Below are 22,279 nucleotides of genomic sequence, written 5' to 3' on the forward strand. Positions count from 1 at the left end.
CGATCAGCTCGCGATCCAGCGCCTCGGCGAGGATCTCGGCGAAGGCGGTCTTGCCGGTGCCGGGCGGACCGTAGAAGCATAGGCTGGCGTGGCCGGTGCGATAGAGTGCCTGCACGATGGCGCTCGGGGCGATGCCGCCGGCGAGGTTGAGGAAGGCGACGTCGAAGGCGATGCCGGGGCGGCGCCGCGGCGGGGTCGGGGCGCCGTGCAGGAGGCTGCGCATCGCGGCGAGTCCGTGGCGCACGGTCGGCTCGGGGGCGGTCTCCGGGCGCAGCTCGATGAGGCGTCGCGCGGCGCCCAACTGCGCCGGGGCCAAGGCGGCATCCTCCGCCAGCGCGTCGAGCAGGGCCGGCGGCAGGCCGCAGTCGCCGAGGTGGGACTCGGCGATGCGTCGGCGCACCGAGCGCGGCGGGGTGGTGCAGGCGAGCGGCAGCAGGAAGCGGCGCAGGAAGGCCGGATCCATCCCCTCGGTGCTGTTGGTGATCCAGATCGCGGGGACCGGGTTGTCCTCCAGGGTGCGGTTCATCCAGCCCTTCCGGTGTCCCGAACCGGCCCGACCGCGCAGCAGGGCGAAGAGGTCGTCGCCGGTGTCGAAGACGTCCTCGACCTCGTCGAAGATCAGCAGGGCATCGCGACGCCGTTCGAGCAGGCGTTGGGCGAGCAAATAGGCCGAGAGCCGACCCTTGCGCGAGAGCCCGTCGCCGTCCTCGTCGGCGCTGCGCACCTGATAGGCGCGCAGCCCGCAGGCGTCGGCCAGGGTGCGGGCGAGCTCGGTCTTGCCGGTGCCGGGCGCGCCGTGCAGCAGGGCGTTGACGCCGACGGCGCCGCTCGACGCGGCACGGCCGAGGACCGCTTGCAGATGCGCGACGGCCTCGGCGACATGCGGAAAGGCGCTCGGCGGCCAAGCGGCTGCGGGTGCCGGCTCGATCAGGATGGCGAGGAGTGCCTCGGCATCCGTCGGCTCGGCATCGAGGAGCTCGCGCAGCAGGCTGGTCGGGCGGACAAAGTCTTCCAGGTCGCAGGGGTCGCCGGTGTAGTCGAGCAGACCGAGTCGACGCAGCGGGGCTTGGCGGGTCAGGGCCTCCCGCAGGGTGCGCTCGGGGATCGCGAGGGCCGCGCTCAGGCGCGGCCGATTGATGCGCGCGGTGGCCTGCTCGTAGCGACGCAGGACGAACCGCAGCGGCTCGTGAGCGTCGCACTCGACGAGATAGGCGAGGATCTGCAGATCGGTCCGATCCAGTCCGAGACTCTCGCCGAGGATCGCAAGCACGGACGGCGTCGGCTCCGCCGTGTCGGCTGCCGCCAGACGGGTCAGGAGGCTACGCGGGATGCGTTGGAGCAGGCGACGCAGACGCCCGCGCAGGACGGCATCGTCCGCCGGTTGCAGGGCGTCGTCGTCGGCGTCCGCCCAGGCGTCGTCCGGGTCGCGACCGACGGCGTTGGCCAGGAAGGCCGCCACCTGCTCGGGCTCGAACAGCGGCAGACATAGGGTCCAGAGCGCGCCGAGCGAGGATCGGTCCTCGAGCTTGGGATACGCGCGAACCAGTCGCAGGGCATAGCACGCCGCCCGCCGCGCCGAGGCCGGCACGGCGGCGAAGTCCTTGCGCCAGAGTGTGCGGGGTCGGGGCATGCTCAGGCCTCCCGCGTCCAGGGTTGCAGACGGCGACCGTCGAAGTGCCAGGTCAGCAGCTCGCCGCGCGCCGGACCGCTGTCGATGAAGAGGCCGAGGACCAGGTCGAGCGGCTCGTTGAAATAGGTGCTCCCGGACTCGCGCTCGCCGTCGACGACGGGCGGATCCAGCACCTCCATGACCACGGCGGGCTGACCGTAGCGCGGGATGCGACGGTTCTTCAGCCCCGGCTTCCAGGTCACCAGATCGCCGACCGCGAAGGCATGGCGCTCCTGGAAGGATCTGCAGCGGGCGGCGAGCGCCGCGCCGACGTCGCCGCTGAGATCCTCCAGCGGCTCGTTGTCGAGCAGATCCTGCGGATGCTCGTCGCTCAGACCGATGCGGGCGAGCAGCTCGCGCGAGGAGAGTGAACGGTCGTGTCGGGACATGCTGGAGACCTCGTCGGTGGGGCGGATTCGGCGACAAGATCCATTTGACCATGGGCATGCGTCACAGCCTGTCGTACACTCGGCACATGAGCGCAATCCACGCAACCCGCATCGACCGTCTCGATCGCTTGGAGTTTCTGCTGCCGCGGGAGGTGTCCTCCGTCGAGTCCTGTCCGGACGGCGCGCGTCTGCTCGGGATCCTCGGCGATGCCTACGGCGCACGGAACGACAAGGCGCGTCGGCGCGCACTGCAGCGCGATCTGGACGAGCTGGTGAAGGAGGGTCGGATCGAGGCGGTCAATCCCGGCGGCAAGCCGCTGCGGTATCGGCGCCTGACGGATGACTTGAACGGCGACCCGCCGGTCCTGCAATACGCGCTGCAGCAGGTCCGCGACCTGATCGCCGAGTATGTGCCCCTGCGCCAGCTCGATCGGTTCTGGCAGCGCGTGCTCACCGAGGTCGAAGGTCCGGTGCTGGATCGCACCCGGCTGCGGATCGTTCCGGATACGCTGCGTCTGCAACCCGTGGAGCTCCACCCCAAGGTGTTGAGCGCGGCCATCGATGCCTTGGCGCAAGGCCGTGCGCTGGACATCACCTATCGCAACGCCGAAGACCTCTGCGCGCCGGCGCGCATCCACCCGCAGGCGCTCCTTCAGCGCGGCCCGATCCCCTATCTCTTTGCGCTGAAGAACGACGAGGAGGCACCCGTGCGTCTCTATGCCCTGCATCGGATGGTGCGGGCGGATGTCCTGACCGACACGCCCGCGCGGGCCGCCGCGGGGTTCGACCTGGACCGGGCCATCGCGCGCGGTCAGGCGGATTTCGGTCAGGGCGAGCTGATCGATCTGGAGCTGCGGGTGCGCGGGTATCTGGCCACGGTGTTGACCGCCTGTCCGCTCGCACCCGGCCAGTGCTTCGAGGACGAGCCGGAGGGTTCAGAGTTCGATCTGCGGGTGTCGGCGCGGGTGCCCTCCACGGGGCAGTTGCTGCGCTGGCTGCTCGGGGCGGGGGACAATCTGGAGGTGGTCTCCCCGCCCGACTTGCGCCATGTGGTGGCGGTGCAGGCGGGGAAGATGGCTGCGATCTATGGCGATCTGTCGGGAGAGAGCGAGGCGGTTTGAGGCGTCGGCCGTCGGAGCCTTGTTCCGGCCTCAATGGCGCGGGACGTCGTCGACCCCGAGACCGGCAAGGATCAAGGCCAGACGCTCGCGGGCCGACGCCACATCGACGCCCCGCGCTGCGCGGTCTTCGAGCAGCCGGATGGCCTGATCCGCGAGCGCGGCGCATTGCTCGGGGTCGAGGATCTGCAGCACCGCAGCGACCTCGTCGAGCGTCGCCGAGAGGACGGTCGGCGCGAGCTGGTCCGGTCCGATCGGCGACTCGGGGTGGAGCAGATCGGCCACCAGCGGTTGCTCGAGCAGACGAAAGTGGATTTCGCGGGCCTCTTCCTCGTCGGCAAGCTCCTGTCTTGCAAGCGGATCGACACCCGCTGCTCGCTTGACGGCCTGCATGATGAGGGCGATGAGCTTGCGGATGGCCGCGCGTTCTTCGGTGTGGGTCTCCGGCAGGCCGAAGGACTGCTCGTAGTGCCGCTCCAGTGCTTCCTTGAGACCCAGAACGACCTCGCTGCCGGCGTCCGGCGGCAGCTCGACGGCCTTTTGGACGAGTGCGCGAAAGTCCGTGCGGAAGGCTTCCATCTCCTCGTGATCCGCCTGTTGGGCGGCCAGCAGATCCTCGGGCGGGACCTCTTGCGCTGGCCAGGCGAAGAGCGGGTTCTCGTGTCGGCGCCTCAGATGACGCTCGCGCCGACCGGGTTTGTGGGTGAAGGGGAGCTCCATGGAGATCTTGACGCCTTGCAAGGTGGTATGTGGTCGAGAGGATCGCGATCGCCGTGTCGGACGCGATTCGCTGTACTTACAGCATCCCGCGCGGTCCGCGGCCCATAGGTTGTGCCGAGCCTTGCGAGGCACAACCAAACGTCGGAGCGAGTTGTTCGGAAAGTCGGGATCGGCAACACCACGTACCGGTGTCGTCCGAAATCGGGTTTGCGCAGCATTTGATCCGACACCTCGAAGCGCGGCGGGTGGCTGCGAGCCTTGTGCGGGTCTCGATCCTCCGCGCTTTTTGCTCCGAGGGTTCGTGGGGCTCTGCCGCCTGTCACCCCTTCGAGATTTTTGACGTGCTCACGACCTCGTAGAGCGCGGAGTAGTCCTGATCGGCGAGACCCGCAGCCGCCGCGTCGGCGCAGACGGCCTCGATCGCCGAGATCATACGGGTGTCCACCTGCCAGGCCTCGCCGACGCGTGCGAACAGGCGCACGTCCTTTAGCAGGTGCTTGAGCGGGAAGCTCGCGCCGGCGTAGTCGTGGCTCAGATACTTGTCGAGCTTCTTGTCGAAGGTCTTGGCATGGAGCGCGCTGCCGCGCAGCAGGGTCATGAACTGCTCGATATCGATGCCCTCGCGGCGCACCAAGGCGAGGCTTGTCGCGAAGCTGGCGGTGAGCCCCGCGATCAGTTGGTTCATGGCGAGCTTGAGCGCGGCGCCCTGCCCGACCGGGCCGATCCACTGGGGGTCGCGGCTCAGGTCGCGCAGGAGGGGCCGGCAGCGCTCGAAGAGATCTCGGTCGCCTCCGGCCATGAGGATCAGGGTGCCCTCGCGCGCCTCGGGCAGGCTGCCCAGTACAGGTGCCTCGAGGTAGTCGCCGCCGAGCGATGCGACCCGTTCGGCGATCGCTCGGCTCTCCTCGGGCGCGATGGTGCCCATTTGGATGAGGACGCGCCCGCGCAACTCGACCGGATCGGCTGGATCGAAAAGGGTGTCCGTGATTGCGGCCGCGTCGCTCAGGACGAGGATGACCAGCTCGGAGGCGGCGACGGCCTCGGCGGGTGTCAGCGCCAGGTCAAGCCCACGGCGCGCCGCGCCATCGCGATTGGCTTCGCCTCGGTTCCAGCAGATAACCTCCCGCCCTTGTCGCTTCAGCCTCAGGGCGATCTCCGAGCCCATCAGACCCAGGCCCAACACGGCGGTCTTCATCATCCGTACTCCGGGTTTCTCAGCATTGCGATGACGGCCGCGGTGTCGGGACGGACGCCGCGCCACAACCAAAAGGACTCGGCCGCCTGCTCGACCAGCATCCCCAATCCGTCGAGCGATCGGGCGGCGCCGTGTCTTTGCCCCCATCGACGGAAGGCGGTCGGCGTGTCGGCGTAGAGCATGTCGTAGGTCCAGCCGCCCGGAGCGAGACAGTCCTCGGGGATGGCCGGGACGGCGTCGCTCAAACCGGCCGACGTCGCGTTGATGATGAGGTCGAACGGCTCGCCCTCCAACTGGTCGAAGGCACGCGCCTGCACAGGTCCGAACGGGCCGCCGAGATCCGCAAGCTGATGTGCCTTGCCGGGGGTTCGGTTGGCGATGACCAAGCGGGCAAGGCCGCTTTCGAGCAGCGGCACCAGGACGCCGCGCGCCGCACCGCCGGCGCCGAGAAGCAGGACTTGCATGCCCCGGAAGCGAAAACCGTGATTCTCGGCAAGATCGCGGACGAGACCGACCCCGTCGGTGTTGTCGCCGCGGAGTCTGCCGTCGTCTAGCCGTATCAGCGTGTTGACTGCACCCGCGATCTCGGCCCGCTGCGAGCGCTCGTCCGCGAGCGCCCAGGCGGCCTCTTTGAAGGGCACCGTGACGTTGAGTCCGCGCCCGCCGCTCGCGAGGAAACGCCGGACCTCGCCGGTGAAATTATCCGGATCGCCGAGGATGCGCCCGTAGTCGAGATCCTGGCCGGTTGCACGTGCGAATGCGGCGTGGATCAGCGGCGACTTGCTGTGGGCGATGGGGTTGCCGATGACGGCGTAGTGGTCCGGCATGGGCGTAGCGACCTCTGGAGTGAGTCGGGCTGGAGCTGTCGGCTGCGAGCTTACTGCCTCCTGCCTCTTTTGATGGGGCGATTTCCGGAGAAGTTAGCGCAATCGGGGCGACTGAAGTCGCCCCTACATCGCCCGTACATAGCCGGCGGCGTCCTAATGGCCAAGCCAGCGGGCCACGTCCTTTGCGTAATAGGTGAGGATGCCGTCGGCACCGGCGCGTTTCATCGAGACCATGGCTTCCAGGACCACTGCGCGCTCGTCGAGCCAGCCGTTCATGCTGGCGGCCTTGAGCATCGCGTATTCGCCGCTGACGTGGTAGACGAAGGTGGGCGCGCCGAACTGGTCCTTGATGCGTCGCACGATATCCAGATACGGTATGCCGGGCTTGATCATGACCATGTCGGCACCCTCGGCCAGGTCCAGGGCGACCTCGTGCAGGGCCTCGTCCGAGTTGGCAGGGTCCATCTGGTAGTTGTATTTGTTGCCCGAGCCCAGGTTGCCCGCCGATCCAACGGCGTCGCGGAAGGGACCGTAGTAGGCGGATGCATACTTGGCGGAATAGGCGAGGATGCGGGTGTGGATGTGGCCCTCTGCCTCCAGCGCGGTGCGGATCGCGCCGATCCGCCCGTCCATCATGTCCGAAGGTGCAACAATGTCGGCACCGGCTTCGGCGTGCGAGACCGCCTGGCGCACCAGCACCTCGACCGTCTCGTCGTTCATGACGTAGCCGGTCTCGTCGATCAGACCGTCCTGACCGTGCGTGGTGAAGGGATCGAGTGCGACGTCCGTGATAATCCCGAGATCCGGCACCGCGGCCTTCAGCGCACGAACCGCACGCTGGGCGAGACCGTCGGCATTGAACGCCTCGCGCGCGTCGAGCGACTTGACCTCCGGCGGGGTAACCGGGAAGAGCGCCATGGCCGGGATGCCGAGGCGCTGGACCTCGATCGCGTCCTCCACCAGGAGATCGATGCTCAGACGCTCGACCCCCGGCATGGAGGCGACCGATTCTCGCTGCCCGGAGCCTTCCAGGACGAAGACCGGATAGATGAGGTCGTCCGGGGTCAGGGTCGTCTCGCGCATCATGCGACGCGAGAAGGCATCGCGACGCATCCGGCGCATGCGAGTGATGGGGAAATCGGCACGATGGGTGTCACGATCGGGCATGGGATGGCCTCGGGGTCGGCTCCGGCGCGGCCGGGACCACCCCGGCGCTCAGGGCCGTTACAATAGCTCAGGCGCTCGGATGGCTCCAGTGTGGCGGCCCGCTTCGATGCGGGCGGAGCGCTTTTCACGGGTGCATCGGAGTCATCGTTTGCATGCATCGTCACGCTCGGTGCCGAGATGGCCCGCGCCATCGCCGCGTACGTTCAGGCTGGCGAGTATGCTTCACAGATCAAGACGACACGGGAGCCCGACTCATGTTCGCGCACGAGAAGACCCGCCCCAGTCTCTACGAGCAGCTTGAAGCCTTACCCGAAGGGTTGACGGGCGAAATTCTCAATGGCCAGCTCTACACTCAGCCACGGCCGAGCGGTGCGCACGTCGTAACAGCGTCGGCCTTGGGTTACGAGCTGTTCGGCCCGTTTCAAAGAGGGCGCGGCGGCCCCGGAGGCTGGTGGATCATCGACGAGCCGGAGTTGCACTTCATCCACGACACCGAGGTCGATGTCCCCGACCTGGCCGGTTGGCGTCGCAGCCGACTGCCGCGGATTCCGCAGGATCATCGCTTCACCGTGGTACCGGACTGGGTCTGCGAGATCCTCTCGCCATCCACCGAGAGCAAGAATCGCGAGGTGAAGATGCCGATCTACGCGCACTTCGGGGTCGCCTACGCCTGGTTGATCGATCCCCGGGCGCGTACCCATGAGGCCTACGCACTGGAGCGCGGCGATTGGCGCGAGATCGGGCGGTTCGCGGGCGGCGCAGAGGTGTCGGTCGCACCTTTCAATGCGATGACGATCGCCCTGAGCGATCTGTGGGCGCCGACCGATTAGCGGCATGTCTAGTGGCGCCAGCACATCAGCGATCGGGTTTGCATCGCTACCGACGTGAGGACTCTGCGGGGTATGATTTGCCGCTCGATCCGACAGGCGAAGCCAAGCCATGCACGCTTTCCAGAAGGCCCGTTCGAGTCTCTACGAGCAGCTTGAAGCCTTGCCCGAAGGCTTGACGGGCGAAATTCTCAATGGCCAGCTCTACACCCAGCCACGTCCAAGCGGTGCACACGTGGTCACGGCGACGTCGTTGGCCGACGAGCTTGTGAGCCCGTTCCAGAAGGGTCGGGGAGGGCCGGGCGGCTGGTGGATCGCCGCGGAGCCGGAATTGCATTTCATCCACGACACCGAGGTCGATGTGCCCGATCTGGCCGGTTGGCGTCGCAGTCGACTGCCGCGGATTCCGCGGGATCATCGCTTCACCGTGGTGCCGGACTGGGTCTGCGAGATCCTCTCGCCATCCACCGAGAGCAAGGATCGCGAGGTGAAGATGCCGATCTACGCGCACTTCGGGGTCGCCTACGCCTGGTTGATCGATCCCCGAGCGCATACGCTCGAAGCCTATGTACTGGATGGCGGCGAGTGGCGCGAGATCGGGCGGTTTGCGGGTGGCGCCCAGGTGTCGGTCGCTCCGTTCGATGCGGTGGCGATCGCCTTGGACGATCTCTGGGCGCCGACCGAGTAGCGGCGCGGGCGTTCGGCAGAATGAAAACGAGAAGGATAAGCTCTCCATGACAAACTCGGGCGACCCGTCTGCGCATCTCGTTGATGTCGATCTCGACGGCTTTCAACATGAGGTTCTCGACGCGTCCGAGGCCCGACCTGTCCTGGTGGACTTCTGGGCCGACTGGTGCGCGCCCTGTCATGCCTTGGCGCCGCACCTGGGGCGGGTCGTCGCGGATCTCGACGGGCGAGTTCGTCTCGCCAAGATCGAGGTCGACGAGGGCGAGAACATGAAGCTCGCAGGGCAGTACAAGCTGCGCGGCTTCCCGACCGTGATCCTCTTTCATCGGCGCGAGGAGCTGGCGCGCTTCAGCGGTGCGCGGTCTCGCCATGAGATCCTCGATTGGCTGCGGATTCATCTGCCGGATGATCTAGCAGGCCTGGCGGTGTCTTGAGCCGTGTCGGTCGAGCGTCGGTCCCTCGACGTGAGTTCTCGCCCGGCCTTCAATCTCGTCGCCTCGGTCGGCGCCTTCGGAACACCCGCCTTTGCCGAGGTCTTGAGGCGCGAGCTTCTGGCCCTTCCGGACGGGATTCTGCCGATTGAGGGCGAGCAGGGCGGCCTGATCGATCCAGCGAGCCTCGGGCTGACCCTCTTGTCGAGTCGCGCCGATGCCGAACGGATCGAGGTCGCCGTCGGTGTGTTCTATACCGAGATCGTCGGCGGATGCAGCTGCGGGGACGAGCCCTTCGGCACGAATGGCTATGTCGAGTTGAGCCTGCGGATCGCGCGGGTGGACGGTGCGGCCGTAATCCTGCTTCGGGGGGATTGAACAGAGGTGTCGAATAGATCGGGATCCGGGGCAGAACGCCCCGGATCCCGACCAGGTCTCCGATAGGATCAGCCCGTTGCGGTACGGATCCACTCCACACGCTTGCGCATCACGCCGTAATAGACCACCGGGATGACGACCAGGGTCAAGACGGTCGAGACGAAAAGACCGAACAGCAGCGACACCGCGAGCCCCGAGAAGATGGGGTCATCCAGGATGAAGAGCGCCCCGGCCATGGCCGCGGCGGCGGTCAGTGCGATCGGCTTGGCGCGCACCACGGCCGAGTTGATGACGGCCTCCTCGAACCCTTTACCCTCGCGCACCTGCTGGTTGATGAAGTCGACCAACAGGATCGAGTTGCGCACGATGATGCCTGCGAGCGCGATCATGCCGATCATGGAGGTCGCGGTGAACTGCGCACCCAAGAGCGCATGGCCGGGCATGATGCCGATGATCGTCAGCGGGATCGGCGCCATGATCACCAGCGGAACCAGATAGCTGCGGAACTGGGCGACCACCAACAGATAGATGAGGAGCAGTCCGACGCCGTAGGCGATGCCCATGTCGCGGAAAGTCTCGTAGGTCACCTGCCACTCGCCGTCCCACTTGAGGCTGAACTCATACGGGTTGGCGGGTTGCTGGATGAACCACTGCTCCAGGCCCTGCTCCTGCGCGAGCCGATCCGAGATCTCGAACATCCCGTAGAGCGGGCTATCGGTCTCGCCGGCCATGTCGGCGGTGACATAGACCACGGGCATCAGATCCTTGTGATAGATACTGTGCGCACGTTCGGTCTCCTGGATCTCGACGATCTCGGAGAGCGGCACCAGTGCACCGGACATCGAGAGGACCCGCAAGGCCAGCACCTGATCCAGATCGGCCTTGTCCGCCTCGCTCAACTCGACGCGGATCGGCACGGCGTACTTGACGTTGGCGCAGTGCTGATAGCTCATGTCCTCGCCGTCGAGCAGCGTGGACAGTGCCTGAGCGACGGTACTCTGCGGCACGCCGAGACGCGATGCCTTGGTGCGATCCACGACCACGACCAGCTTGCGCGACGGGTATTCGACCGAGTCGTCGACATCGACGATGTCCGTCGTGGAGGCGAAGATCTCGCGGACCTCGCGGGCGACGCGGATCTGTCCGTCGTAGTTCAGCCCGTAGATCTCCGCGACCAGCGGCGAGAGCACCGGCGGGCCGGGCGGGATCTCGACGATCTTGGCGTTGCCGCCGTGCCGCAGGGCGATCTCCTGGAGCGGGGCACGCATGCCGGCGGCGATCGCGTGACTCTGCAGATCGCGGTGGTGGCTGTCGACGAGGTTGACCTGGATGTCGCCCAGGTGTGCGCCCTCGCGCAGATAGTACTGGCGCACCAGACCGTTGAAGTTGATGGGCGCGGCCGTGCCGGCATAGATCTGGAAGTCGGTGACCTCCTCGACGTCGGCCAGGAAATCGCCCATCTCGCCCAGCACCCGCGCCGTTTGCTCCAGGCTGGTCCCTTCGGGCATGTCGAGCACGACCTGAAACTCGCTCTTGTTGTCGAAGGGCAACATCTTGAGGATCACGACCCGGCTGGTGACGAGCGCGATTGAGCCTGCGATCAGGATCAGGATCCCGGCCAGCAGCAGCCAGCGGTTGAGGATCCCTTTGCGCCCGACCAGGAAGGGCCCGATAACGGTCTTGAACAGGATATCCAGACGCCCGCCCGCATGGGCTGCGTCCGGATCGTCGCTGTGTTGCGCATGTCCGGCGCCCGCGGCGTGGCTTTTGCCGAGCATGGCGTTCGCCATCCAGGGCGTGAAGACGAAGGCGACGACCAGCGAGATCAGCATCCCCATCGAGGCGTTGATGGGGATCGGGCTCATGTAGGGCCCCATCAGTCCGCTGACGAAGGCCATCGGGAGCAGCGCGGCGATGACGGTGAAGGTCGCGAGGATGGTCGGTCCGCCGACCTCGTCGACCGCCTTGGGCATGAGATCGAGCAGCTTGGCCTTGCTCATCGCCATGTGTCGGTGGATGTTTTCCACGACCACGATCGCGTCGTCGACCAGGATGCCGATGGAGAAGATGAGGGCGAACAGCGAGACCCGATTGAGCGTAAAGCCCCAGGCCCAAGATGCAAAGAGCGTCAGGGCAAGGGTCACGACGACGGCCGCGCCGACGATGATGGCCTCGCGCCAGCCGATCGCGAGCCAGACCAGCAGTACGACCGAGGCGGTCGCGAAGATCAGCTTGGTGATAAGCTTCTGCGCCTTGTAGTCGGCCGTGGCGCCGTAGTTGCGGGTGACCGTGACCTGGACGTTGTCCGGGATGAAGGTGCCCTCGAGCTGTGCGAAACGCTCGATGACCTGCTCGGCCACCGCGACGGCGTTGATGCCTTCCTGTTTGGCCACCGCGATGGTGACGGCCGGTGTGCTGCCGGACAGGTCGAGATCGGTGTGGACCGCGCCCGCGCCGGTGCCCATCCGCGCGTAGGCCTCCGGTTGCTCGGGGCCCCGCTCGAGGGTCGCCACGTCGCTGAGGTAGACGGGTCGTCCGCCATGCAGGCCGACGACCAGCTGATGGAGTTCTTCCGGGCAGGTCAGGAAGGTGCCGGCCTGCACGAGGATCTCCTCGTTGTCTGCGGTCACCGTGAGGTTGTCCCGGATGACGTTGCCCGCCTGCAGGGAACGGCGCAGGTCGCTCAGGTCGATCTGGTAGCCGGCCAGCGCCTGCGGGTCCAGCAGCACGCGCACGATCTGCGACGGCGCGCCGAGGGTATAGACGTCACGCGTGCCGGGGACACGCTTGATCTCTTGCTCAAGCGCGTGGGCGACCTGCCCCAGCTCGTAGGCGCCTACGTCCGGGTCTTGGGACCAGAGTGTCGCGGTGATAATGGGGACATCGTCGATCCCTTTCGGTTTGACGATGGGGGTGCCGACACCCAGGTTCGGCGGCAGCCAATCTTGGTTGGCCAGGACTTTGCTGAAGAGCCTCACCACGGCGTCCGTGTTGTCTTCGCCGACCTTGTATTGGACGGTGACGACGGCCATGCCGGGGCGCGACACGGAGAAGACGTGCTCGACCCCCTTGATCTCGGAGAAGACCTGCTCGGCCGGTCCGGCGACCAGGTGCTCGACCTCGCTTGCCGAGGCGCCCGGAAAGGGGATGAAGATGTCCGCGAAGGTGACGTTGATTTGCGGCTCTTCCTCGCGCGGCGTGACGAGGATCGCGAACAACCCGAGCAGCAGGCCGACGATGGCCAGCAGCGGGGTGATCTCGGTGTTCTGAAAGCGCCGGGCGATGCTGCCCGAGATGCCGAGCTGCTCAGCCATGATCTTGTCCCGCCTCGGCGCCGGCGCTCGCCTGCGACTTCAGGGCGACGCCCGCGGCGATCGGATCGAGCGCGACCCGCTCGCCTTCGCCCAGCCCGGCAAGCACGACGACGCCGCCCTCGACGGCCCGCCCGAGCCGAATCTGGCGAAAGCCGACTCGCCCCTCGTCGTCCACCACATAGACGGCGGTCACCTCGGAGCGCTGCACGACCGCCTCGGACGGGATCGTCAGCTCCTGCTTGGCCCCGATCTCGAAGGCGGTCTTCACGAACATGCCGGGAAAGAGACCTTTCGTACCTTCCGGCAGGTCGAGACGAACGGTGAAGGTATTGGAGCCCATGTCCGCGAACGGGAAGATGGTGACGCGATCCGACTGGATGATCTCCTCGGGGCTCAGATAGATGCGAGCGGTCCCGCCCTCGCGTACCGAGGGGATGACGCTCTGGGGAACGTCGACGATCACACGCAGCTGATCGAGCGAGATCCCGCTCATGACCTGCTGACCGGGGCTCGCCGTCTCGCCGACCTCGATATGGCGATGGGTGACGATCCCCGAGTAGGGGGCGCGGATCTGGGTGTATTCCAACTGCTCCTGCGCCTGCTCGAGCCGCGCGGTGGCGGATTCCAGCTCGGCTTGCGCCGCGGCGAGATCCGCCTTCGCCTGGTCCATGGCGGACTCGGAGACGTTCTTCTTCTCGAACAGACCGATGACGCGTGTGTACTCCTCCTGCGTCTGCTCCAAGCGCGCGGAGGCGGACCTCAAATCGGCCGCGGCTTGGGCCACCCGGGCGCGGTGCTCGGTATCCTTCAACCGCGCAACGATCGCGTCCTTCTCGACGAAATCTTCCACATCGAACAGGATCTCTTGGACCTGTCCCGTGGTCTGTGCCGAGACGGTAGTTCGATTGACGGCCTCGACGATCCCGTCCAGTCGATATTCGCGCGGCAGGGTTTGATACGCGGCCGGTGCTGTGTTGAGCGCGAGCGTCTCGGCGGCTTGAAGATTCAGCGCAGCAAGCGCCGTCAGGCCCGCGAGTGCCGGTATGATCAAGGGGATGAGGGGCATCGTGGCGGTCCTCTAAAATATTAGATTTTGCTTATATTAACAGAATTTATTTGCAAAACAAGGCTATTGATGGGCTTGCCGGGTCGTATGCCCATGCGGCGCGTCACCGGGGTCGGGGCAGGCATGCGCTGTCACGACTGGCCAAGAGGTTAGCAGAGGCTTGGCGGTCGCCGGAGGATTTTCGGGTTTCGCCCGATGTGTTCCGCCGTTCGGCGCCACGCCGCACCTCGACCTCGAGCCGATGCTGGTGCGCAAAGCGCTGCAAAGTGACAATAGAGCAAACAATAGAACCCGGCCCTGCTTGCATGTCCACGCATGCGCAGCGATGCCCAGCCGCGGGCCCGTGCCGGAGAATCGAGACGCCGCCGCGCCGCGAGGGGGGCGAGACCAGGAGGATAGCCCGTGAGCCGATGGTCCGAGGACCTGATCCCGATCGACCGCGCCAAGACCCTGGACGGGCTCTTTGTTCAACGCGTCAGGCGCTCGCCGACGCGGGTCGCCTATCGCCATTTCGAGCGCGACAGGGGCTGGGCCGAGCTGACCTGGGCCGAAACGAGCGAGCGGGTGGCGCGCTGGAACCGGGCGCTCGCAGGGGAGGCGCTCGAAAGCGGGGACCGGGTCGCCATCTTGCTGCGCAACTGCCCCGATTGGGTGGTCTTCGATCAAGCGGCGCTGTCGCTCGGACTGGTCACCGTGCCCCTCTACACGGACGACCGGGCGGAGAACGCGGCCTATATCCTGCAGGATGCGGCGGTCAAGCTGCTGCTGATCCACGACGCCGGACGCTGGAAGCGGTTGGCCGAGGTTCTCGGCGATGCGCCCTTTCCGGCGCGCGTCGTCATCCTGGAGTCGAGCCCCGCGGCACGCGAGATCGCGGCTGCGGATCCGCGGGTGGTGATCGCCGAGGATTGGCTGCCGGAGACGGCGCCCGAGCTTGTGCAACGTGACGGCGATCCGGATGCCTTGGCGACCATCGTCTACACCTCGGGTACCACCGGGCGTCCCAAGGGCGTCATGCTCAGCCACCGCAATATCCTGGGCAACGCCCACGGCGCATTGACCGTCATCGATTGCTACCAGGAGGATCGGTTTCTCTCCTTTTTGCCGCTGTCCCATATGCTAGAACGCACGGGCGGCTATTACCTTCCGATGATGGCCGGGGCGACGGTCGCCTTTGCGCGCTCGGTCGCGCAGCTCGCCGAGGACATGCAGAGCATTCGCCCCACCGCCATCATCGCCGTCCCGCGGGTCTTCGAGCGGGTCCACCAGCGCATCCAGGACCAATTGGAGGCGCGCCCGGCGCCCGCGCGCTGGCTGTTTCGGCTTGCCGTCGCCGCTGGCTGGCGGTCCTTTCTGCGCGAGCAAGGGCGCAGCGGCTGGCATCCGCTGATGCTGCTTTGGCCGTTGCTGCGCCGCAAGGTCGCGTCTCGAGTCCTCGCCAAGCTCGGCGGAGCGCTGCGTGTCGCCGTGAGTGGCGGTGCGCCCCTGCCCGCCCCGGTCGCGCACACCTTCATCGGTCTCGGCCTGCCCCTGTTGCAGGGTTACGGCTTGACCGAGACCAGCCCGGTCATCAGCTTCAATCCGCTCAAAGACAATATCCCGGAGAGTGTCGGTGTGCCGCTGCGCGGGCTCCAATTGCGCATCGGGGCGGAGGACGAGCTGCTCGTGAAGGGCGAGAACGTCATGCTCGGCTATTGGAACAATCACGCGGCCACCGCACGGGTGCTGACACATGACGGTTGGCTGCACACCGGCGATCAGGTGCGTCTGGAGCACGGGCACATCTACATCACCGGACGTCTCAAGGACATTCTGGTCTTGTCCAATGGCGAGAAAGTCCCGCCCGCCGACCTCGAGATGGCGATCGCGATGGACCCTTTGTTCGAGCAGGTGGTTGTACTCGGCGAGGGGCACTCCTATCTAACCGCCTTGCTGGTGTTGAACGCGGAACTCTGGCCGGGACTCGCGCAGGAGCATGGTCTGGATCCGGAGCGCCCGGAAAGCCTGCGGGATCCTCACCTCAACAAGCTGATCCTCAAGCGGATCCGCTCGGCTCTGCATGATTTTCCGGGGTATGCCAAGATCCGACGTGCGACCCTGACACTCGAGCCATGGTCCATCGACAACGGTCTGCTGACGCCGACCATGAAGGTGAAGCGGGCCACGGTGTTCACGCGCTATCGCGACGAGATCGAGGGGATGTACGGGATGGATACCTGATCGGGCCGGGGGCTGCCCCGGAATGGACCCGGGGCGGATCGGTTCTCGATCTTGATTGCGCGGCGAGCAGCGCCTAAACTAACGACTGAAAGCGGGTGTAGTTCAATGGTAGAACTTCAGCTTCCCAAGCTGATAGCGTGGGTTCGATTCCCATCACCCGCTCCAACTTCCCCCGCTCCGCACCCCGCTGCCGCGACGTCGACGGCGTTTCGGTAGGCTACATGCAACGCCTCTACCAGGCCCGAGATCGCATCGAGGCCCAATTCCTATTGGACTTTCTGGATCGGCATCTCGTCGAGGCCGTGATCCTGGGCGATTTTCTCTCGGGTGCCGCGGGCGGTCTTCCCGCCGACATCGGTCCGACGCTCTGGGTCGTGGAAGACGACGACCTCGAACGCGGGCGTGAGCTACTCGAGCGCTTTCAGGCCGATGCGCAACGCCCGAGCAACACCGTGACTTGGCACTGCAACGCGTGCGGGGAATCGGTGGACGGCGATTTCGACCTCTGCTGGAATTGCGGACAGCCGCGCGCAGAGACCGGATTGTGATCGCGGCAAGCCCGTGTCGTCTCACCGAGGATGAGGCGAGACCATGAGGACGGACACCTCGGAGTGGTTCGGCGAGGCCGTGCTCGGCTGGTTCGATCGGCACGGGCGCAAGGATCTGCCCTGGCAATGTGACCCGACGCCATACCGGGTCTGGGTCTCGGAGATCATGCTCCAGCAGACGCAGGTCGCGGTCGTGATCCCCTATTTCGAGCGTTTCGTCGCGCAGTTCCCGACGGTGGCGGACCTTGCCGAGGCGCCGGAAGATCGTCTGATGGCGCTCTGGTCCGGGCTCGGCTACTACGCCCGTGCCCGCAATCTCCACCGCGCCGCCTGCCTGATCCGGGATCTGCACGGCGGTTTGTTCCCCGCGACGATCGAGCACTTGCTGGCGCTCCCCGGCATCGGCCGCTCCACGGCCGGTGCGGTTCTCTCGCTTGCCTTGGATCAACCCCATCCGATTCTCGACGGAAACGTTAAGCGGGTGCTTGCGCGTGCCTTCGGCGTCGAGGGTTGGCCCGGACAAGACGCGGTCCTCGAGCGGCTCTGGACGCTGGCTGAACGACTCACGCCGGCGCGCCGGGTCGGCGCCTACAACCAGGGCATGATGGATCTGGGCGCCACGTTGTGCACCCGCCGTGCCCCGGCCTGCGAGCGCTGCCCGCTGTCCGAGCGGTGCGTGGCGCGTCGCGCGGGCCGTCAGAGCGAGCTCCCGACACCCCGTCCGCGCCGCAGCACGCCGGAGCGCGAGACCCTCATGCTCCTGCTCGTCGATCCGGCCGGCGAGATCCTGCTGGAGCGTCGGCCCAAGAGCGGGATTTGGGGCGGACTCTGGAGTCTGCCCGAGATCGCGCCGGGCGCCGATCCGGGTGATTGGTGTCTTGCGCACCTCGGCGTTCCGCCCGCGCGGGTTGAAATGATCGGGGCACGCCGTCACACCTTCTCTCACTTCAGTCTGGATATCCGTATCGCGCTCGTGCAGCTCGACACCCTACCCGCTCGCGTTGCCGACGACGCGGGTCGTCGCTGGCTGAACCGGGCCGATCTCGCCGCTCTCGGGACACCCGCGCCTGTGAAAGGCATCCTGGACCACTTTCAAGCCGGCCGAGCACAACCGCCCGTTCGTGCGTAACCACACGGAGACGTCTCATGACCCACATGGTTCACTGCGTCAAGCTCGGCCGCGAGGCCGAGGGCCTGGACCGGGCGCCCTATCCGGGCGAGCTCGGCAAACGCATCCTCGCCAACGTATCCAAGCAGGCCTGGCAGGATTGGCTTCGCCACCAGACCATGCTGATCAACGAGAATCGCTTGAGCCCGATGGACCCCAAATCGCGCAAGTTTCTCGAAGAGCAGATGGATAAATATTTCTTCGGCGAAGGCGCGGAGATGCCCGAGGGTTACGTCCCGCCGAAAAGCTAGCGGCGCGGTGCAGAGCTTCCGAGACCGTCCGAAATTATTTTCGTTGTCGTTGTCGTATCGATGGTCGATTACGACAACGACAACGAACGGTCTCGCGCCCTCTGCCGTGCTGCACCAGCCGCGTGCGCCGGCAACCCGGACGGGGCCGGACGTCAGTCCGAGCGTCTCGGTCTTGTCATCGCCGCTAAACGCGCAGCGTGTCGCCGGGGCGCACGGCCTGAACACCCGCCTTGCCGATCCTCCCTTGCGTTGTTAGATTAGCTCGCCGTTTTCCGATGGATTTCCCGGAGGATCCTGAACCAGGATGCCCGCGGGAGAGCCGGCGATCTCCTCTATCTCCCGCAAGGTAAGCACCTGATGTTCTTTAGAAGTCTTCGTGGAATCTTCTCGAACGATCTCTCGATCGATTTGGGTACGGCCAACACGCTCATCTTCGCGCGTGACCAGGGGATCGTCCTCAACGAGCCGTCGGTGGTCGCGATCCGTCACGAGCGCAAAGGCGGGGGCAAGACGGTGGTCGCCGTCGGCGAGGAGGCCAAGCTGATGCTCGGTCGAACGCCGCAGAGCATTACGGCGATTCGCCCGCTCAAGGACGGCGTGATCGCGGATTTCACCATCACCGAGAAGATGCTCCAGTACTTTATTCATAAGGTGCATCAGTCGCGTCTCATCCGCCCCAGCCCGCGCGTGCTCATCTGCGTGCCCTGCGGCTCGACCCAGGTCGAGCGTCGCGCCATCAAGGAGTCGGCGGCCGGTGCCGGCGCGCGCGAGGTCTTTCTCATCGAGGAGCCCATGTCCGCTGCGATCGGCGCCGGACTCGCGGTCCACGAGCCACGCGGCTGCATGGTGATCGACATCGGCGGGGGCACCTCCGAGGTGGCCATCATCTCGCTCAACGGCATCGTCTACTCGGCGTCGATCCGGGTCGGCGGCGACACCTTCGACGACGCCATTATCAATTACGTCCGGCGCAACTACGGCACCCTCATCGGCGAGGCCACGGCAGAGCGGATCAAGCACGGCATCGGCTCGGCCTTTCCGGGCAACGAGGTGCTGGAGATCGAGGTGCGCGGGCGCAATCTCGCCGAGGGTATCCCGCGCAGCTTCACACTCAACAGCAACGAGATCCTCGAAGCCCTGCAGGAGCCACTGGCGGCGATCGTCGGCTCGGTGAAGATGGCCTTGGAGCAGACCCCGCCGGAGCTGGGCTCGGACGTGGCCGAGCGCGGCATCGTGCTGACCGGCGGCGGATCGCTGCTGCGTGATTTCGACCGCCTGATCGAAGAGGAAACGGGTCTGCCGGTGGTCGTCGCCGAAGACCCCTTGACCTGTGTGGCGCGCGGGGGCGGCAAGGCGCTGGAGATGATCGACGCGCGGGGGATCGATCTCTTTACGACCGAGTGATCCCATCAAACCGCTGTTCATTCGCGGCCCGTCGCCCACCCTCAGGGTGATCCTGGCGGTGGTGTGCGCACTGGGCCTGATCATCGCCGACCACCGGTTCGACCACCTCGAGCGCGTGCGCTCGTTGCTGTCGGTCTTGGCCTATCCGCTGCACTTGGCCGTGAACGTGCCCTCCGCACTCATTCGCTCCACGCAGGAGCAGATCACGGACGCGTCACGACTGCGGACCCTGAATGCCGCTCTGAATCGCGAGAACCTGTTGCTGAAGGCCCGCTTGCAGCAGTTCGAGTCGCTCGAGGCCGAGAACATGCGACTGCGCGACCTGCTCGGCTCCTCATTCAACATCGGCGAGCGGGTCCTGATCGCGGAGATCCTCGCCGTGGATCTCACGCCCTCGCGTCAACAGGTGATGGTGAACAAGGGGACGAGCTCGGGCGTCTTCGTGGGGCAGCCGGTGTTGGATGCCAATGCCGTGATGGGCCAGGTGATCCGAACCAACCCCTTTTCGTCCGTCGTGCTGCTGATCACCGACTCGGATCACTCACTCCCGGTGGAGGTCAATCGCAACGGGCTGCGCAGCATCGCCGCCGGGTCCGGCATCGGACAGGGGCTCGAGCTGCTTTACATCCCCAAGAACGCCGATATCCGCGAGGGCGATCTGCTGGTGACGTCCGGGATGGGCGAGCGCTTTCCGCCCGGCTATCCGGTCGCACGGGTCACGACGGTGCGCCAGGACCCGGATAATCCCTTCACCACCGTGCTGGCGGAGCCGACCGCGCGACTCGATCGCAGCCGCGAGGTCCTCTTGGTCTGGACCCTCGATCCGCAGATGCGCCAGCAGGCGCTCACCGAGGCCGGGCCGAGCGCCGAGCCGAACACCGAGACCGATGAAGGCGCTGCCCGATGACCGACGCCCCGCCTCGCGGCGGCTGGTTGATCCTCGCCAGTCTCGCGATCGCCCTTTTTCTTGCGATCCTGCCCATGCCGGTGGGGATCGATGCCTTCAGGCCACCCTGGGTCGCCCTCGTGACGCTCTACTGGTGCCTGGCCGTACCCGAGCGCTTCGGCGTCTTTTCAGCCTTCGCCGCGGGCTTGGCCTTGGATGTCGCCTCGGGATCCTTGTTCGGACAGCATGCGCTGGGCCTCTCCCTCGTCGCCTATGCCGTGGTCGAGCTGCATCAACGCATCCGCCTCTTCCCCTTGTGGCAGCAAGCGCTCTTCGTGTGGGTGCTGCTGCTGGTGGAGCGACTGCTCAACCTCTGGGTCCTTGCGGCGACCGGCCAGCCGATGCCGTCACTGATCTACTGGGTGCCGACCCTGCTCGGACTGCTGCTCTGGCCCTGGCTCTTCGTGATCCTCAACGACCTCGGTCGCCGCGCCGGTTTGGTCTAAACCGCGCCCGGTGCGATATGCGTAGTGTGTTGGATTGGGTTGGCCGCGCCGGCTGCTTCAACTGTCGGAGCCGGCGCGGTTTAATGTATTAAAAAGATCAAAGCTTAAACCGCGTCTCCACAAAGGTCGTAAAAATCCTTGAGCCCGACACAATATGACAATGAAGCATGTCACTCCGGACGCGGTTTAACGCGGTCTAGAATCTTGAATTCCTTACCCTTAAACCGCGCCGACTCCAAGGCTCGCCGAACCCTCAAAGTCACGGAGCACCACCCGACGTCGACGGCTTCACCAACGAGCGCGGTTTAATGCTCGAAGCGAATCTGGAAGACCGCAAACGCGAGGGACGCTTGGTGTCGATCCGGGCGCTCTTCGCCGGCCTGCTGGCGATTGCCGCGTTGTCGCTCGTCGTCGTGCGCCTCATGCATCTACAGGTCGACCAGCACGACCATTTCACGGTGCTGTCGCGCGACAATCGGGTCAAGGTGCAACCCCTGCCGCCGGCACGCGGACTCATTTACGACGCCAAGGGCGTTCTGCTCGCCGACAACCACCCGTCGTTCTCGTTGGAGATCACCATCGAGAAGGTCGGCGATCTGGATGCCACGATCGACGAGCTGTCCCGATTGATCAGGATCGAGCCTCAGGATCGCGCGCGTTTCGAGCGCCAAAAGCGACAGCGCGTGCGGTTCCAGGGCGTGCCGATCAGGCTGAATCTCACCCCGACCGAGGTCGCGCGATTCGCCGTCGACGGGCACCGCTACCCCGGCGTGGACATCCGTGCGGAGCTGGTGCGCACCTATCCGCTCGGCGAGCACACCGCCCATGTGCTCGGCTATGTCGGTCGGATCAACGAGCAGGAGCTCGCCCGGATCGACCAGAGCAACTATGCGGGAAGCCAGTTCATCGGCAAGGGAGGTCTCGAGAAGGCCCACGAGGCGCTGCTGCACGGCCAGGTCGGCTACCAGCAGGTCGAGGTCAATGCCCGCGGCCGGGTGATCCGCACACTCGAGAGCCAACCGCCGGTGTCGGGGAAGGATCTCCATCTCTACCTGGACATCGGCCTGCAGCAGGCGGCGAAGGAGGCGCTCGGCGAGGAGCGCGGGGCGGTGGTCGCCATCGATCCGCGCAACGGCGGCGTCTTGGCCCTCGTGAGCAACCCGAGCTTCGACCCCAATCTGTTCGTGGAGGGGATCAGCCAGACCAATTATCAGGCCCTGCTGAGCTCGCCCGACAAGCCTCTCTACAACCGGGCGGTGCGCGGACAGTATCCGCCGGGCTCGACGATCAAGCAGTTCGTCGCCCTCGCCGGGCTTGCCTCGGGGGTGACGACCTCGCGACGCGCGACCTATTGCTCGGGCGCATTCAGTCTGCCCGGACATTCCCATCGGTTTCGCTGCTGGCGCCGCGGCGGGCACGGGGCCTTGAACCTCGAGCAGGCGTTGGTGCAATCCTGCGACGTTTATTTTTACGATCTCGCCAACCGAATGGGAATCGACCGACTCTCG

At 66.0% G+C, this 22,279-nt stretch carries 21 protein-coding genes and 1 tRNA gene; 14 read left to right on the plus strand and 8 right to left on the minus strand.

The annotated features are described in order from the left end of the window. Together VLR48_RS18535 and VLR48_RS18540 are read right to left on the minus strand one after the other, a co-directional pair. On the minus strand, positions 1-1,630 hold a 1,630-nt coding region (locus VLR48_RS18535; protein ID WP_325293201.1), incomplete at its 3' end, for an AAA family ATPase. Positions 1,631-1,632: 2 nt separating this feature from the next. After that, positions 1,633-2,058 (minus strand): hypothetical protein, encoded by a 426-nt coding sequence (locus tag VLR48_RS18540; RefSeq protein ID WP_325293202.1) that lies wholly within the window; start codon positions 2,056-2,058, stop codon positions 1,633-1,635. Positions 2,059-2,144: 86 nt separating this feature from the next. Between VLR48_RS18540 and VLR48_RS18545 the strand changes: the two genes are divergently transcribed. After that, positions 2,145-3,179: a WYL domain-containing protein gene (locus VLR48_RS18545; RefSeq protein ID WP_325293203.1), complete on the plus strand. Its 1,035-nt coding sequence runs from the start codon at positions 2,145-2,147 to the stop codon at positions 3,177-3,179. Positions 3,180-3,209: 30 nt separating this feature from the next. Here VLR48_RS18545 and VLR48_RS18550 read toward each other — a convergent pair whose 3' ends face one another. From VLR48_RS18550 to hemB, 4 genes are all read right to left on the minus strand, one after another. Next, entirely contained in the window at positions 3,210-3,917 is a 708-nt protein-coding gene (locus tag VLR48_RS18550; protein ID WP_325293204.1) for a hypothetical protein, read from the minus strand. A 298-nt stretch (positions 3,918-4,215) separates the two neighbouring features. Beyond that, the gene (locus VLR48_RS18555) at positions 4,216-5,091 is read right to left on the minus strand and encodes an NAD(P)-dependent oxidoreductase (protein WP_325293205.1); all 876 of its coding nucleotides are present in this window, start codon (positions 5,089-5,091) and stop codon (positions 4,216-4,218) included. Then, entirely contained in the window at positions 5,091-5,918 is an 828-nt protein-coding gene (gene aroE / locus VLR48_RS18560; protein ID WP_325293206.1) for a shikimate dehydrogenase, read from the minus strand. The genes VLR48_RS18555 and aroE overlap by 1 nt, the downstream gene beginning before the upstream one ends. 153 nt (positions 5,919-6,071) lie before the next feature. Next, positions 6,072-7,085 (minus strand): porphobilinogen synthase, encoded by a 1,014-nt coding sequence (hemB, locus tag VLR48_RS18565; protein WP_325293207.1) that lies wholly within the window; start codon positions 7,083-7,085, stop codon positions 6,072-6,074. 254 nt (positions 7,086-7,339) lie between these two features. On the opposite strand from hemB, the gene VLR48_RS18570 reads away from it, so the two are divergent. The 4 genes from VLR48_RS18570 to VLR48_RS18585 all read left to right on the plus strand — a co-directional run bounded on the left by VLR48_RS18570 (position 7,340) and on the right by VLR48_RS18585 (position 9,408). Continuing rightward, positions 7,340-7,915: a Uma2 family endonuclease gene (locus VLR48_RS18570; RefSeq protein WP_325293208.1), complete on the plus strand. Its 576-nt coding sequence runs from the start codon at positions 7,340-7,342 to the stop codon at positions 7,913-7,915. Between the two features lie 109 nt (positions 7,916-8,024). Continuing rightward, positions 8,025-8,600 carry a Uma2 family endonuclease gene (locus tag VLR48_RS18575; RefSeq protein WP_325293209.1) on the plus strand — a complete coding sequence of 192 codons (576 nt, stop codon included), beginning with the start codon at positions 8,025-8,027 and terminating at the stop codon, positions 8,598-8,600. A 46-nt stretch (positions 8,601-8,646) separates the two neighbouring features. Beyond that, entirely contained in the window at positions 8,647-9,033 is a 387-nt protein-coding gene (locus tag VLR48_RS18580; RefSeq protein WP_325293210.1) for a thioredoxin family protein, read from the plus strand. A 30-nt stretch (positions 9,034-9,063) separates the two neighbouring features. Further along, entirely contained in the window at positions 9,064-9,408 is a 345-nt protein-coding gene (locus VLR48_RS18585; protein WP_325293211.1) for a glucosamine--fructose-6-phosphate aminotransferase, read from the plus strand. Between the two features lie 68 nt (positions 9,409-9,476). On the opposite strand, the gene VLR48_RS18590 is transcribed toward VLR48_RS18585, so the two are convergent. Continuing rightward, positions 9,477-12,722 carry an efflux RND transporter permease subunit gene (locus VLR48_RS18590; protein WP_325293212.1) on the minus strand — a complete coding sequence of 1,082 codons (3,246 nt, stop codon included), beginning with the start codon at positions 12,720-12,722 and terminating at the stop codon, positions 9,477-9,479. Beyond that, entirely contained in the window at positions 12,715-13,788 is a 1,074-nt protein-coding gene (locus VLR48_RS18595) for an efflux RND transporter periplasmic adaptor subunit (protein WP_325293213.1), read from the minus strand. Before VLR48_RS18595 ends, VLR48_RS18590 begins: the two co-directional genes overlap by 8 nt. 402 nt (positions 13,789-14,190) lie before the next feature. On the opposite strand from VLR48_RS18595, the gene VLR48_RS18600 reads away from it, so the two are divergent. The 9 genes from VLR48_RS18600 to mrdA all read left to right on the plus strand — a co-directional run. After that, complete coding sequence (locus VLR48_RS18600; protein WP_325293214.1) at positions 14,191-16,008, plus strand: long-chain fatty acid--CoA ligase; 1,818 nt, start codon at positions 14,191-14,193, stop codon at positions 16,006-16,008. A 91-nt stretch (positions 16,009-16,099) separates the two neighbouring features. Further along, a tRNA-Gly gene (locus tag VLR48_RS18605) sits at positions 16,100-16,173 on the plus strand. Between the two features lie 56 nt (positions 16,174-16,229). Beyond that, positions 16,230-16,556 carry a DUF2007 domain-containing protein gene (locus tag VLR48_RS18610; RefSeq protein ID WP_325293215.1) on the plus strand — a complete coding sequence of 109 codons (327 nt, stop codon included), beginning with the start codon at positions 16,230-16,232 and terminating at the stop codon, positions 16,554-16,556. Between the two features lie 43 nt (positions 16,557-16,599). Next, positions 16,600-17,685, plus strand: a complete 1,086-nt coding sequence (gene mutY / locus VLR48_RS18615) for an A/G-specific adenine glycosylase (RefSeq protein ID WP_325293216.1) — start codon at positions 16,600-16,602, stop codon at positions 17,683-17,685. 17 nt (positions 17,686-17,702) lie between these two features. After that, positions 17,703-17,975 (plus strand): oxidative damage protection protein, encoded by a 273-nt coding sequence (locus VLR48_RS18620; RefSeq protein ID WP_325293217.1) that lies wholly within the window; start codon positions 17,703-17,705, stop codon positions 17,973-17,975. A gap of 357 nt (positions 17,976-18,332) precedes the next feature. Then, positions 18,333-19,379, plus strand: a complete 1,047-nt coding sequence (locus tag VLR48_RS18625) for a rod shape-determining protein (RefSeq protein WP_325293218.1) — start codon at positions 18,333-18,335, stop codon at positions 19,377-19,379. 58 nt (positions 19,380-19,437) lie between these two features. Then, entirely contained in the window at positions 19,438-20,286 is an 849-nt protein-coding gene (gene mreC / locus VLR48_RS18630) for a rod shape-determining protein MreC (RefSeq protein WP_414718627.1), read from the plus strand. Next, a complete protein-coding gene (gene mreD, locus VLR48_RS18635; protein WP_325293219.1) occupies positions 20,283-20,771 on the plus strand; it encodes a rod shape-determining protein MreD in 489 nt (162 codons plus the stop codon). Before mreC ends, mreD begins: the two co-directional genes overlap by 4 nt. Before the next feature lie 308 nt (positions 20,772-21,079). Further along, a partial coding sequence (gene mrdA / locus VLR48_RS18640) for a penicillin-binding protein 2 (protein ID WP_325293220.1) occupies positions 21,080-22,279 on the plus strand: 1,200 nt, incomplete at its 3' end.

The organism is Thiocapsa sp. (assembly GCF_035467215.1).
Taxonomy (GTDB): Bacteria; Pseudomonadota; Gammaproteobacteria; order Chromatiales; family Chromatiaceae; genus Thiocapsa.